Source organism: Chitinophaga sp. CB10 (genome assembly GCA_001870995.2).
Lineage (GTDB): Bacteria > Bacteroidota > Bacteroidia > Chitinophagales > Chitinophagaceae > Chitinophaga.
The window spans coordinates 59987-74053 of record MLAV02000003.1 but is presented as its reverse complement, the minus strand read 5'-3'; the positions used below and the strand labels follow the sequence as shown (position 1 = coordinate 74053).

Annotated in this window: 11 protein-coding genes; 7 read left to right on the top strand and 4 right to left on the bottom strand. The window is 50.3% G+C overall.

Annotated elements, in window-relative coordinates; all coding sequences use genetic code 11:
• Positions 1-54: 54 nt before the first annotated feature.
• On the top strand, positions 55-621 hold the full coding sequence (locus BOC67_RS05690) for a murein L,D-transpeptidase family protein (RefSeq protein WP_291908212.1): 567 nt from the start codon (positions 55-57) through the stop codon (positions 619-621).
• A gap of 184 nt (positions 622-805) precedes the next feature.
• On the opposite strand, the gene BOC67_RS05685 is transcribed toward BOC67_RS05690, so the two are convergent.
• From BOC67_RS05685 to BOC67_RS05675, 3 genes are all read right to left on the bottom strand, one after another.
• Positions 806-1750: an alpha/beta fold hydrolase gene (locus tag BOC67_RS05685; protein WP_291908210.1), complete on the bottom strand. Its 945-nt coding sequence runs from the start codon at positions 1748-1750 to the stop codon at positions 806-808.
• Between the two features lie 116 nt (positions 1751-1866).
• The gene (acs, locus tag BOC67_RS05680) at positions 1867-3780 is read right to left on the bottom strand and encodes an acetate--CoA ligase (protein ID WP_291908208.1); all 1914 of its coding nucleotides are present in this window, start codon (positions 3778-3780) and stop codon (positions 1867-1869) included.
• Positions 3781-3962: 182 nt separating this feature from the next.
• Complete coding sequence (locus BOC67_RS05675; RefSeq protein WP_291908206.1) at positions 3963-4115, bottom strand: hypothetical protein; 153 nt, start codon at positions 4113-4115, stop codon at positions 3963-3965.
• A gap of 609 nt (positions 4116-4724) precedes the next feature.
• On the opposite strand from BOC67_RS05675, the gene BOC67_RS05670 reads away from it, so the two are divergent.
• Both BOC67_RS05670 and BOC67_RS05665 read left to right on the top strand, forming a co-directional pair.
• On the top strand, positions 4725-5330 hold the full coding sequence (locus BOC67_RS05670; protein ID WP_291908204.1) for a helix-turn-helix transcriptional regulator: 606 nt from the start codon (positions 4725-4727) through the stop codon (positions 5328-5330).
• Positions 5331-5469: 139 nt separating this feature from the next.
• Positions 5470-6009, top strand: a complete 540-nt coding sequence (locus BOC67_RS05665; RefSeq protein ID WP_291908202.1) for a hypothetical protein — start codon at positions 5470-5472, stop codon at positions 6007-6009.
• An 8-nt stretch (positions 6010-6017) separates the two neighbouring features.
• Here the strand turns inward: BOC67_RS05665 and BOC67_RS05660 are convergent, their stop codons facing one another.
• Complete coding sequence (locus BOC67_RS05660) at positions 6018-6557, bottom strand: 5'(3')-deoxyribonucleotidase (RefSeq protein ID WP_291908201.1); 540 nt, start codon at positions 6555-6557, stop codon at positions 6018-6020.
• Between the two features lie 83 nt (positions 6558-6640).
• Between BOC67_RS05660 and BOC67_RS05655 the strand changes: the two genes are divergently transcribed.
• The 4 genes from BOC67_RS05655 (at position 6641) to BOC67_RS05640 (ending at position 14062) form a co-directional block, all read left to right on the top strand.
• Positions 6641-7387 carry a DeoR/GlpR family DNA-binding transcription regulator gene (locus BOC67_RS05655; protein ID WP_291908200.1) on the top strand — a complete coding sequence of 249 codons (747 nt, stop codon included), beginning with the start codon at positions 6641-6643 and terminating at the stop codon, positions 7385-7387.
• 15 nt (positions 7388-7402) lie between these two features.
• Positions 7403-8557, top strand: a complete 1155-nt coding sequence (locus BOC67_RS05650) for an MFS transporter (RefSeq protein ID WP_291908199.1) — start codon at positions 7403-7405, stop codon at positions 8555-8557.
• Positions 8558-8822: 265 nt separating this feature from the next.
• Complete coding sequence (gene carB / locus BOC67_RS05645; RefSeq protein WP_291908197.1) at positions 8823-11642, top strand: carbamoyl-phosphate synthase large subunit; 2820 nt, start codon at positions 8823-8825, stop codon at positions 11640-11642.
• Positions 11643-12139: 497 nt separating this feature from the next.
• Complete coding sequence (locus BOC67_RS05640) at positions 12140-14062, top strand: ComEC/Rec2 family competence protein (RefSeq protein ID WP_291908195.1); 1923 nt, start codon at positions 12140-12142, stop codon at positions 14060-14062.
• Positions 14063-14067 lie beyond the last annotated feature (5 nt).

The following is a 14067-nucleotide window of genomic DNA, read 5'->3' as shown; positions in this document are numbered from 1 at the left end:
AAAACACAATAAAAGAAGGTCGTCCTGCGTTAAGGGGGAATTATCGAATACCCTATGGAAAAGTGCCGTCTTTATTGGATCGCAGCCCTGTTGTTTTTATGCACGTTGACAGGGTTTGTGAACAACAATGATCTGTACAATGTGCGACTCACCTCCTCAAACATTGATGCAGACAAGATCTTTTTACTAATTGATAAAAGTGATTACCGCATGTATGTGTATGAAGATGTTACCTTGCGGAAAATTTACAAAGTCGTTTTCGGCAACCGCGACCAGGCGGATAAACGCCGGGAAGGCGACCGGCTCACGCCGGAAGGAACCTTTCATATTCAAAGCAAGCGGATAGACAAATTGTGGAGCCGGTTCCTGCTGCTGGACTACCCGAATGAGGAAAGCTTACAGAAGTTCAGGGCTATGCAGGAAAACGGCCTTATTGCTGCCTCTGCAACGCCGGGCGGCGGTATCGGGATACATGGCGTGGAGGCCGGTTCCGGCATTACGGACGCCTATGTGGATGGCCGTATTAACTGGACGCTGGGCTGCATTAGTATGAAAAACCGGGACGTAAACGAATTATTTGAGTACATAAAAGTTGGTACGCCGGTTGTTATCAGGAAATAAGATTTTTTAACAGGAATACGCAGGTGATTTCGGATGGCAGCGACGCTGTCTATATTTGGGATAGCTCCCCGGATCGCATGTAATGGAGCCTGTTCCGCTGAGGAAGGTTCCATGAATCCACATATATAGGCGGGTATGATCCTGTGAAGGGGCGCGCTCCACTCGGATGGTGCGCGCTTTTTTATTACCGCTTTTGCAGGAACTGCCGTACTTCCTTTTTCCATTCCGCCGGCACTTTGCGGCAAAACGATTCATGACCGGCTTTTTCAACGATATATAACTGCTTCTGCTTTGTACCCAGGTTGTTAAAAATGGACCGGGTTTCATGTGCCATCACCCGGATGTCGTCCTTTCCCCAGAAGTATAGCGTAGGCATGGTTACCTTTTTGGCGTAGGCGGCCGGCTGCATGCCAAAGCCCCAGAAGCCCTGTTCCAGTCCGCCCCAGAAGGTGAGGAGCTGCGATAGCGGCGTGGTGGGCAGGCGTACGGCCCGCATGCGGCTGTTGACAGCGTCCACGAGGGTGGCGTAGGGGCATTCGAGAATTATTTTAGCAGGTCGCAGCCCGTAATGAGCGATGCCGTTCAGGATGGCGGCGGCCCCCATGCTGACGCCCCAGAGTACAATCGGTTGTTTGGATTGCCGCTGCACATAATCCATGGCAAGCTTTACCTCTTCCTTTTCATAAAACCCGATACTGCAGGTATTCCCGCCACTGTTGCCATGTGCCCGGAAGTCGACCAGCAGTGTATTGTAGCCCAGGCTGCGGAAATAAGCCGCTTCCGGCAGCGGACCCTGTTTGGAACCATTGTAGCCATGGAAGAGGATCACGTTGCCAACCGGGTGGGCCACAGGGATCCACCAGGCGTTGATACGAATGCCATTTGCGGTGGTTAGGTCCACCTCTTTATAAACCGTATCCGGGAACTGCTTTATAACGGACTTGGATATACGAACACCTAGCAGGATCATCTGCATCTTTTCGCTGACGGACATCTGTTCCGGCTTCTTATTGATATGATGGGGGTCGTCGTAAAAGTGGGTGAACTTCCACGCATGAAAAGCGGCGATCAGGTTCAACAGGAGGAAGAGGGCTAGGAGCGTGTATCCGAGGCGTTTGAGCAATTTCATACAATAGCTGTTTCCGGTGGCAGACCACGGTATATAGCGAAGCTACCAATAAAAACGGTGCAGGCGTGTGGATAAAAAAGCAGCTGCCTTTCAGTGGCAGCTGCTATATATAGGTATTACAATTTACCGCGTTTGATTTCTTCTACCACACCCGGATCGAGGAGGGTAGAGGTATCGCCGAGGTTGTCCATATCATTTTCAGCGATCTTGCGCAGGATGCGGCGCATGATTTTGCCGGACCTTGTTTTTGGCAGGCCGCTTACAAACTGGATTTTATCCGGTTTGGCGATAGGGCCGATGATCCTGGCTACAGTCTGTGCGATGTCTTTTTTGGTGAGTTCCGCGTCGTGGGTCAGCTTTTCCATGGTTACGTAGGCGTATATACCCTGGCCTTTGATGTCGTGCGGATAGCCTACTACCGCGCTTTCCACCACGCCGGCGTGCATGTTGATGGCATTTTCCACTTCGGCGGTGCCGATGCGGTGGCCGCTCACGTTCAGCACGTCGTCTACACGGCCGGTGATGCGGTAGTAGCCGTCCTCATCGCGGAGGCAGCCGTCGCCGGTGAAGTAGAGGTTCTCGTACGTAGAGAAGTAGGTGTTGCGGAAACGCTCATGATCCCCATAGGTAGTGCGGAGCATACCAGGCCATGGGAACTTGATACAGAGGTTGCCGTTTACGCCGTTGCCTTTGATTTCCTTCCCGTTTTCGTCTACCAGGATAGGCTGTACGCCTGGCAGCGGGAGGGTGGCATAACCCGGTTTTTCCTTGGTGACGCCGGCAATTGGCGTGATCATGATACCGCCGGTTTCTGTCTGCCACCAGGTATCTACGATCGGGCATCTGCCTTTACCGATATTGTCTTTAAACCAATGCCATGCTTCTTCGTTGATAGGTTCGCCTACGGAGCCCAGTTTACGGAGGGAGCTGAGGTCTTTATGGTTGACAGGGCCGAGGCCAAAGCCCATGAGGCTGCGGATGGCTGTTGGCGCGGTATATAAGGTGTTGACACGGAATTTATCTACAATCTCCCAGAGGCGGCCGGCGTCAGGGTAGGTAGGTACCCCTTCGAACATGAGGGTGGTGGCGCCTGCGGAAAGAGGGCCGTAAATAATGTAGCTGTGGCCGGTGATCCATCCGATATCGGCGGTACAGAAGTACACTTCGCCCGGCTGGTATTGGAATGTGTTTACAAAAGTGTAGTTGGCGTACACCATGTAACCGCCGCAGGTATGCACGACGCCTTTCGGTTTACCGGTGGAGCCGGAGGTGTAGAGGATGAAGAGCATGTCTTCCGCGTCCATTTCTTCCGCTGCTACCGGCGGGTTGCCCATGGTTTCTACCGCTTTGATCTCATCTTCCCACCATACGTCCCTGCCTTTGAGCATGCTTACGGGAGTGCGGGTGCGGGTGCACACGATTACTTTTTCTACGGTAGGGCATCCCATGAGGGCGTCGTCTATAACGGATTTCAGCGGGATGTCCTTGTTGCCGCGGTAAGCGCCGTCGCAGGTGATAACCAGGCTGCAGGAAGCGTCCTTGATCCTGTCGGCAATAGACTGTGCGGAGAAGCCGCCGAATACCACGGAGTGGATGGCGCCGATGCGGGCGCAGGCCAGTACGGCGATGGCCAGTTCAGGGATCATGCCCATGTATATACATACGCGATCGCCTTTTTTAACGCCATTGTTTTTGAGTACATTGGCGAACTGGACTACTTTATTATATAATTCACGGTAGGTGAGGATGCGGTGTCTTTCTTCGGGATCGTTTGGTTCCCAGATGATAGCCGGCTGGCTGCCGAGGGTACCGAGGTGTCTGTCCAGGCAGTTTTCGGTAATATTCAGTTTACCGCCCTGGAACCACTTAATTTCCGGGTCCTTAAAATTCCAATCCAGCACTTTATCCCACTTGCGGCGCCACATGAAATGGTCTGCAATATTGGCCCAGAACCCTTCCGGGTCCATTACGCTCTGTTGATAAGCCTGCTGGTATTCTTCAATGTTCTTGATCTGGTATGGGTACGACATAGCACCGTAATTGTTAATTGGTTAAGTACAAGCATTTCCTAACGGGCTTTAAATTTAAGAAAAAATGGAAGTTTGCTAGAGAAAATCTAAGCAACAGGGTTATTTGTTAAAGTTTTGTACAAAGAAAAAACCTCATCTTACAAGAATGTAAAGCGAGGTACTCATTGTTTGAAATTAAAGCGTCACTTTGAAGTCTTTTTCTTCTTGACCCTTGAAAAATACTGGTTCGCTTCCTGTAATACTTCGAACAGGACTGCGATGATCTTTTCTTTTTCCGCGTTACTCAGGGCAAAGTTCATTTCCCCGTTATCATCCGGTTTATCTCTCAATCTCATCTTTCGATAGAATGTAGGTACACTCCATCTGCATTCTTTACAAACACGTTCCCGAAACGTAATCGGAACGTCTGATAGCCGGGCATGAAATGTTGCCAATATATTTTTTGCAGTTTTGGGCATTGATCTAATGACCTTCGAACGTATGGTTGGTTTGAGATCGGGTAACATAAAACATATTGTTTTACAAAGGATGAATAATTGCTGTGTAAGCAAATATATTTATAATGATTTAAAATGTAACAATTTAGAGTTACATTTTTTTAATCATTATTTGTTTGTTGTAATACAGTGCTGTAGCGGGTTTTCTTATGGAGGGCCTTGCTGGGCGCGGGCAAAATTTCTCAAAAATGACTAAAAATTGTCAGGAAGAAGCCTGACACTGAAATTCCATTTGCAGAATAAATATTCCTTTTAAAAAATGAGAAAATTTTTATCAGAATTCTTCGTTTAACCGTCGGCGTTAGAGCCGTAAAAGGGGGATTTATGAATTATAAATTTCTTGAAATAATAATTTAATTATCATCATGCGCAAGTTTTTTGCTAAATTATACGGCGATTGTCGCCGGGGAGGTCCGGAGGCAGTCCGTGTAAACAAAAAACTTAACGATGCAGACGAGCCTGATACACATGGGGCAGCGGTTAAAGCAGATTCTGAAACAAAGGAAGATTAAAGTCATCGACTTTGCCAAGAAAGCCGGATTCACCAACCAGATAGCGCATTATCACCTGCGGAAGAGTGATATGAAAAGAGCCAACCTGGAGCGTTTCTGCACCATCATTGGCATCACTACGGAAGAGTTCATGCGCTGGAACGGCGCACAGCTGATAGCGCAGGATAAAAACCTGCACCATGGCGAACGCTTACTGGCCATTATTGCCGAAAAAGGACTCAACCGCAGCCGCCTCGCAGAACGGATGGATATGAGCCGCCGGACCATGTACAATTTGTTCGAAAAACAGACTTTTTCGCCCAGTGAGCTGGAACGGGCAGCAAAAGCCGTAGATATAAGCCTGGAGGCGTTTTTGAACCCCGGAACCGTTACCGAAGCCAGAAACAGCGATTCCGAAGAAATGATGACCCAAAGAGAGAAATATTATAAGCTCCTTGAAGACCATAACGAACTGCTCCGCATGTACAATAACCTTAAGGATGAAGTGATTCAGCTGCGCCGGGAACTACAGGAAGTGAAAAAAGTTTCAAAAACCCGCTGATTTGATACGCTGCGTATCACGATGAAATCTTTTTGTCAATAATTAGAATGATAGACATTGTTATATTGTAACTACAAATAGCTATATTTGTATAGCCGTGAATTCCCCCCAAAGACTCAAAAAGCACGGCGTTACAATTATGAGAATGACTCATTACGAGATCCATCATGGGATACGATTAAGGCGTATTTTAAGAGATAAAAAGTTTGTACTCACCACCTTCGCAAAGATGACCGGATACACCCGGGCAGGCCTGTACGACAACTTCCTTAAACCCAAAATCAAAACGGAAAAATTGATGAAAATACTCCAGGCGATTCCTATCACCCAGGAAGAATTCCTGAACTGGAACTCCCTGAGCAGCCAAAACGCCCCTCACCAGGGCGAAAGACTCCTGCTTTATTTCGCTATGAATAAGCTGAAACCAAAGCAGGTAGCCCAATCACTGAATATTAAGACGGATGAATTGTATAATTGGACGGACCAGGAAACCCTGACCAAAGCGCAGTTAAAGCAACTGGCCGACGCCATCCAGCTGGATCCTTCCTACTTTGAGAACCCGCAAACGGCCCTGCAGGAAGTAAACTGGATGGAAGCCTACCTGGATAAATGTATGGAGTTACAACAATGCCTGCGGAAACTGAAGGCACTGGAAAAGAAACAACCGCAACAAGCCTGACCACCGGCTTATTTCACCAGCACAGGCGCCAGTTGAAAATATTCAGCCACCTCTTTCCAGTTGTTCACCCGCTTGTAATCAGTCAGGTAAATATTGTGAGGCGCTGTAAATAATAATCGTTCACCCTTGAAATAACGCAGGTTCTTATCGTGGTCGTCAATCATATAATCCGCCTCCACAATGGTTTTGGAGCCGCATAACACCACATTCCTCCAGCTGATATAAGGGAAGTGCTCGCCCAGCCAGTCAATTTTCTCCTTCAGGGATAAAGGGAACTCCGTGGCGGCAGATACGATGAATACCTCGTGCTTGTCCATCAGGGCCCTGATCACCTCCTGGCTGTCCGGCATGACCGGCAGGTTTCGGAAAAAGCCCTCCTCGTGAATGAATTTCAGCGTCTCACCCTCTATCGGAAAACCGCCGCCATCCGGATGGCCGTTCAACGATTCCCTGGTTACCCTTACGCCGTGCTTCTGTTCGTACAAATGGATCATGTGGGCAGTTAAGTCGGCCATCACATTGTCCATATCAATTGCTATTCTTGCCATATTTTGCTGTTTTTTGCAAACTTATGCAAAATTTGGCAGATTATCGCAAATTATTTCATAATATTGCAGAAAATGGCAAGATTATGCTGAAAGAGGAAAGGCTGGACTATATATTAAAGAAGTTACAGGCAGATCATAAAGTATTGCAGGCGGAGCTGAGCAACGACCTGCAGGTATCGGAAGATACCGTCCGCAGGGACCTGGAAGCGCTGGCGCAAAGCGGCCAGCTGATAAAGGTGCGCGGCGGCGCCATCCCACACTCGCCCAATCCGTATTCATTCAAGGAAAGGATCGTGTACCATGAGGACGATAAGCGACACATCGCTTCCAAAGCGCTCTCGCTCATACACGACGGGCAAACCATCATCATCGATGGCGGTACCTCCACACTCATGCTGGCACAGATACTGCCGCCGCACCTGAAGGCCACCGTCATTACCAACAGCGTGCCCATCGCGGCAAAGCTCGTGGATCATCCATCCATCGACCTGATATTCACCGGTGGCCGCATCGGTAAGGACTCGCAGACGGCCGGCGGCCTGGAAACCATTAAAATGTTCCAGCGCATAAAGGCAGATCTCTGCTTCCTCGGCGTATGCTCCCTGCACCCGGATGCCGGCGTCACAGGGCTGGACCTCAACGAAGCTGATGTGAAAAGGGAAATGGTGGCATCCGCCTATAAAACCATCGCCCTCGCCACCAGCGATAAAATGGGTACCGCCGAGCCTTACAAGGTCTGCGACATACAGGGCATTGATACCATCGTGACGGACAAGCCCGAACTACCTTCCCTCCAACCATACATTAACCTGGGCATCCAGGTGATATAACATCAACGATCCTACATGATAAATGAGGTTACCTTAAAGGCTGCAGACAAACGAATGATCCGCATTGCGGTGAGCGCCCTGTTTTTCCTGACCGGACTATGTTTCAGCAGCTGGACGTCCCGCATTGCCGACATCCAGCAATCCATGCGCCTGAACAACGCCGGACTGGGCGCCGTGCTGCTCGCACTGCCCATAGGCTCCATCATCTCCCTGCCCACGGCAGGCGTGCTGGTTTCCAAATTCGGTAGCCGGCAGGTAGTCGTCAATGCCGCCATCGCCTATGCCGCCATATTACCCCTGCTGGGCCTGGCCACCGCGCCATGGCAGCTCATGGGCGCATTGGTGTTGTTCGGCTTTAGCGGCAACCTCGCCAACATTGCTGTGAATACGCAGGCCGTAGCCGTTGAAATCATGTACGGCCGCTCCATCATGGCATCCTTCCACGGCTTGTGGAGCGCCGCAGGAGCCGCGGGCATCGGCATCGGCTGGATCATGGTAGCGCTGGGGATACCACCCGTTTATCACTTCCTTTTTGTGGCTATGATGGGGTGGACCATCATAGCGCTGGCATCTTCCCGCATCATCCAGCAGGACAGTAATATTTCCACCAACCAACCACTGTTTTCAAAACCGGACGCCTTCCTGCTGACGCTCGGAATAATTGCCTTTTGCTCCATGATCTGCGAGGGGACGATGTTTGAATGGAGTATCATCTACTTCCGCCGGGTACTGAAAATAGATCCGTCCTTTGCAGTGGCCAGCTCATTTGCTTTCATGACCACGATGGCTACCGGCAGGTTCATTGCCGATGGCCTGCGGGTAAAATACGGCGCCAGGTTTATGCTGATCGCCAGCGGCGTGCTCACTGCCGGCGGCCTGCTGATAGCGGTTATATTTCCTTATTTCTTCTCGGCTATTTTCGGGTTTATGCTCGTGGGGTTAGGTGTGTGTTCCGTTGTGCCGCTGGTGTACAGCGCCGCGGGTACAACAAAGCTGATGTCGCCCGGGATGGCGCTGGCAACGGTTTCCACCATCGGTTATCTCGGCTTCCTTTGCGGCCCGCCATTAATTGGTTTTGTGGCGCAGGTAAGCAGCTTGTCTGTTTCGTTTACGATGATTGCTGTGATGGGAGCGTTGATAGCGGTGCTGGCAAGCAGGATAAAGATCTAGGTTGATAAGGCAGGCAGCAGGTGCTGTGAAATTATTGTAGCCGGCAGTATAAAACCGCAACCGGCATCTACCGCATTACACCGCTGCTTCAAATAACCTTTTCCGCTTATATAATACAAAATTTCCCTGCAAAAAACAGCCGCCCCGAAAAAATTAAAATTTTATTGTGCAGTAATCGCTATTCTCCGTAACTTTGCACGATTTTTTTGACTCCATCGCTGGCAGAAAAATCAATTTGGTTTTTCATTTTCAATAGATTACACAAATGCCAAAAGACTCATCTATCAAATCTGTTCTCATTATCGGTTCTGGTCCTATTATTATTGGTCAGGCTTGCGAATTTGACTATTCCGGTTCCCAGGCAGCACGCTCGCTGCGCGAAGAAGGAATAAAAGTGATTTTGATTAATTCCAACCCCGCGACCATCATGACAGATCCAATGATGGCCGATAAGGTTTATTTGCTGCCACTGACCGTGGAAAGCATTGAGCAGATCCTGGAAGAAAACCAGATAGATGCCGTGTTACCTACTATGGGTGGGCAGACTGCGCTGAATCTTTGTAAAGAAGTGGATGAACTGGGTATCTGGGAAAAATACAATGTGCGCCTGATTGGTGTGGACATCAAAGCTATCGACAAAGCGGAAGACAGAGAACAATTCCGCCAGTGGATGATCCAGCTGGGTGTTCCCGTAGCGCCTGCCAGAACAGCCAACTCCTTCCTGGAAGGTAAAGAGTTTGCACAGGAAATCGGATTCCCGTTAGTGATCCGTCCTTCCTTTACCCTCGGTGGTACCGGTGGAGGTTTCGTACACAGCAAGGATGAACTCGATGAAGCCCTGGACCGCGGTCTGAAAGCTTCCCCGATTCACGAAGTACTGGTGGAAAAAGCCGTACTCGGTTGGAAAGAATATGAGCTGGAACTGCTGCGCGACAAAAACGACAACGTGGTGATCATCTGTACGGTGGAAAACCTGGACCCTATGGGTATCCATACCGGCGACTCCATCACCGTGGCGCCTGCCATGACCCTGAGCGATACCGCTTTCCAGGACATGCGTAACAAAGCCATGAAGATGATGCGCGACCTCGGCAACTTCGCCGGCGGTTGTAACGTACAGTTCTCCCTCAACCCGGAAACAGAAGAACTCATCGCCATCGAAATCAACCCGCGCGTGAGCCGCTCTTCTGCGCTGGCCTCCAAAGCAACCGGTTACCCTATCGCAAAAATTGCTGCGAAACTGGCAATCGGCTACACCCTGGACGAACTGGAAAACCAGATCACCAGAACTACTTCCGCTTTCTTCGAACCTGCGCTGGACTACGTGATCGTGAAAATGCCGCGCTGGAATTTTGACAAGTTTAAAGGCGCTGACGATACCTTAGGACTGCAAATGAAATCTGTAGGTGAAGTAATGGCCATCGGCCGCACCTTCCCTGAAGCGCTGCAGAAAGCCTGCCAGAGCCTCGAAAACGATGCCCTCGGCCTCGGCTACTACGGTAAGTCCATGCTGAAAGGCGAACAACTCCTCGAAAAACTGAAACGCCCGACCTGGGATCGCATCTTCCGTATTAAGGATGCCCTCATGGAAGGCGTATCCGTAAAACATATCCACCAGCAAACGTATATCGACCGCTGGTTCCTGCACCAGATCAACGATATCGTTACGCTGGAAAAACAACTGGCTGAGCACGACCTCGAAAGCGTTCCGGTAGATATGCTCCGCGACGCCAAGAAAATGGGCTTCTCCGATAAACAACTCGCTATCCTCTTCGGTAACTGCGAAGAGTCCGAAGTGTACGCTAAACGTAAAGCCAACGGCATCGTTCGTACCTATAAAATGGTAGATACCTGCTCCGCAGAGTTCGAAGCTAAAACGCCTTACTTCTACTCCACCTTCGATACCGAAAACGAAAGCAAGGTTAGCACAGAGAAGAAGAAAATCATCGTACTCGGTTCCGGTCCGAACAGGATTGGCCAGGGTATCGAATTCGACTACTGCTGCACCCACGGCCTGCAGGCGATCCAGGATTGCGGTTACGAAGCCATCATGGTGAACTGTAACCCTGAAACAGTATCTACCGACTTCGATATGGCAGACAAACTGTACTTCGAACCGGTATTCTGGGAGCACCTCTGGGAAATCATCGAGCTGGAAAAACCGGAAGGGGTGATCGTACAGCTGGGTGGCCAGACGGCGCTGAAACTCGCTAAACGCCTGGAAGAAAACGGTGTGAAAATCATCGGTACTTCCTTCGATAATATGGACATCGCGGAAGACCGCGGCCGCTTCTCCGATATGCTGAAAGAACTCGGTATCCCTTATCCTAAATATGGTACCGCTTACAGCACCGACGAAGCCATCGAAGTAGCCAAAGAAGTAGGATACCCTGTACTGGTGCGTCCTTCCTATGTACTCGGCGGTCAGCGTATGCGTATCGTGATCAACGAGGAAGAACTGGAAGAATCCGTACTGAGCCTCCTGCGTCACCTGCCGGGTAACAAAATCCTGATCGACCACTTCCTCGACCGTTGCCAGGAAGCGGAAATCGACGGTATCTTCGACGGTGAGCAGTTCCATGTAATGGGTGTGATGGAGCATATTGAACCTGCAGGTATCCACAGTGGCGACAGCCACGCGCTGCTGCCGGCGTTCAACCTGACTCCGATCGAAGTAACCACCATGGAATACTACGCGGAAAAAATCGCCCGCGCACTCAATATCCGCGGTCTGATCAACATCCAGTTCGCAATTAAAGACGGTAACGTGTACGTGATCGAGGCTAACCCCCGCGCATCCCGCACTACGCCGTTCATCGCGAAAGCTTACCAGGTGCCTTACCTGAACATCGCTACCAAAGTGATGATCGGCGCCAAAAAGCTCTCTGATTTCAAGATCGAGAAAAAACTGACCGGCTTTGCCATCAAAGAACCCGTGTTCTCCTTCAACAAGTTCCCGGGCGTAAACAAAGAACTCGGACCTGAAATGAAATCTACCGGTGAAGCGATCCGCTTTATTAAAGACCTGCGCGATCCTTACTTCAGACAGCTCTACAAAGAGAAAAGTATGTACCTGAGCAAATAACCAGGTAGGTAAGATAAAACGGACAGCCCTTCAGCATTGCTGAAGGGCTGTTTTATTTTCCCGGCATTTTAATGCAAAGTAGCAGGAGCGCTAACTGTTAAAAAACTATCAGTTTAGCCCTTAAAAAAAATAGAGCCTGATAAAAATCAGGCTCCTTCTTTTCCCTCAAAATAACCATTAAAGACACGACTATTGATTCTTGTTGAAGTCAAATAGCGTGACCGGTAATGCAGTTTACAAATAATATTATATTTAAAGAAGATGTTAACTAATCAATAACAGATGAATAAATAATTAATATTAAATATATTGACTGTTAATATTTTGTGAAAATATTAATCTTGACCGGCAGGTGCGCTAAAAGTGCAGTGACAGGAAAATTTTCATGTGCCCATATATTAATATGCCCCACCGAAAAAATCGTTTTAGTTAACATCTGATTCAGGTTCTCCATACTTCGGATTACTAACTTTAATGCATAAACTGTTAGCCCATCGATGTTATTTGAATCTTCCTTATCAAGCCCCGAAACCAGGGGTTCAACTCCTTTCATCAGGGTGGTGATTCCCTTTGCCGCGGGAATATTGCTGCAATATTACACGGACATGCACGTATATACGTTCCTGTTGGCCATACCCTTGCTGACCGCCGCCTGGCTGTACCCGCGCGTGCCGGCGGAATGGCGCTTCCGGCTCAGAGGCGGGCAGGCCCTGCTGCTGTGGACATGCCTGCTTTTCGTAGGGGCGTTGCGTTTATACCTGGCCGACGAGCGGCGCCATCCTGCGTTTTATCAGCAGTTTTACCACGCGGGGGACAGGGTACTGCTGGAAGTTACAGCGCCGCCACTGCAACGGCAGCACCATAGCAGCTTTGTAGCGAAGGTCAGGTACATACAGCATAACGGCCGTATCTTCTCCCCGAAGGGGAAAATAAATGTAAATGCCGATAAGCGATTGACGGACAGCATACGCTGGGGCAGCCTGCTGCTGACGGCCCACACGCTGTCGCCTATACGAAACAGGCCGGGAGCAGGGTTTGACTACCAGCGCTATTGTGCGGACAAGGGCATTTACCACCAGCTGTACCTGCCCTTTACCGGCTACCATCCTGCAGGAACGGCGCCGGTCAACCCCATCAGCCGGTGGCTGTACGAGGCCTCGGCGTTTTGTATCCGCGCGTTTAACCGCTATATAGGCCCTGGCCCGGAAGCCGGAATGGCCGCGGCATTGCTGATAGGGGACAGGCAGGGGCTGGATAAGGCGCTGGTCAGGGATTACAGCAATACGGGAATTGTACACGTGATCGCTATTTCCGGCATGCACCTCTCGCTGCTCTACGCTTCGCTGCTCCTGGCATTGGCCTGGCTGCCCCGCGGGCGCTATACCGATCTGCTCAAAGCCTTGCTGATACTCGCTTTCCTTTGGGGCTTCACGTTCCTGACCGGCGCTTCCGCCTCCGTCCTGCGCGCAGCCGTGATGTTCTCCGCCACTACGCTGGGCCGGTTTGTGCTGGCCCGGAAAAGCAATATCTACAACGCTTTGGCGGCATCCGCATTTGTGTTGCTGGCTGTAGACCCTTACCTGATCATAGATACAGGCTTCCAGTTGTCGTACCTGGCCGTGCTGAGCATCCTGCTGTTCCAGCAAAAGCTTTACCAGCGCCTGCATTGCCGGTACAAATGGCTGGACTACCTCTGGCAGATGGCGGCGCTCACCCTCGCGGCGCAGCTGCTTACCACGCCGCTGTGCCTCTATTATTACCATCAGTTTCCCACCTGGTTCCTGTTGGCGAACCTCGTGGCGGTGCCACTGTCTACTTTTATTATTTATGGGGAAATACTAATGCTGCTGCTGACGCCCGTCCCGTTTCTGGCAGAATGGATCGGACGCGGTAATCGATTCGTGATCTGGCTGCTGAACTGCAGTGTGCGTAAGATAGGGGAGCTGCCGCTGTCGCTCTTAACGGACCTCCCCTGTAACAGGCTGCTGCTGGTACTCCAATACCTGGCCCTGGCAGCCCTGGCGCTGTATTGGTACCACCGCTTTGCCGCCGCGCGGCTGGCCCTGATCTGCTGCCTGAACCTGGCCCTGCTGACCGTGCTGTGGCTGCAATGGCAGCCGGCAGCGCAGCCCTGTCACGTGCAGCACTATACGCTGCATCAGGGCCGGCGGACGGTGCGCATCTCCACCACGCTGCCGGACGCCAGGCCGCCAAAAAAATTCCGGACGAATTATATTTTATTGACACGTAATCCCCCCGTGGATATTAGGCAAATAGCGGCCCTGTACGATTTTGATACCCTCCTCATAGGGGCAGGGAACAGTAAGCAAAGGATTGAACAGTGGAAAAATGATTGTTACGTCTTAACTTTGCGCTTCATTTCGGTTCCGGACCAGGGAGCCTATGTTATTAATTTCTAATGTTT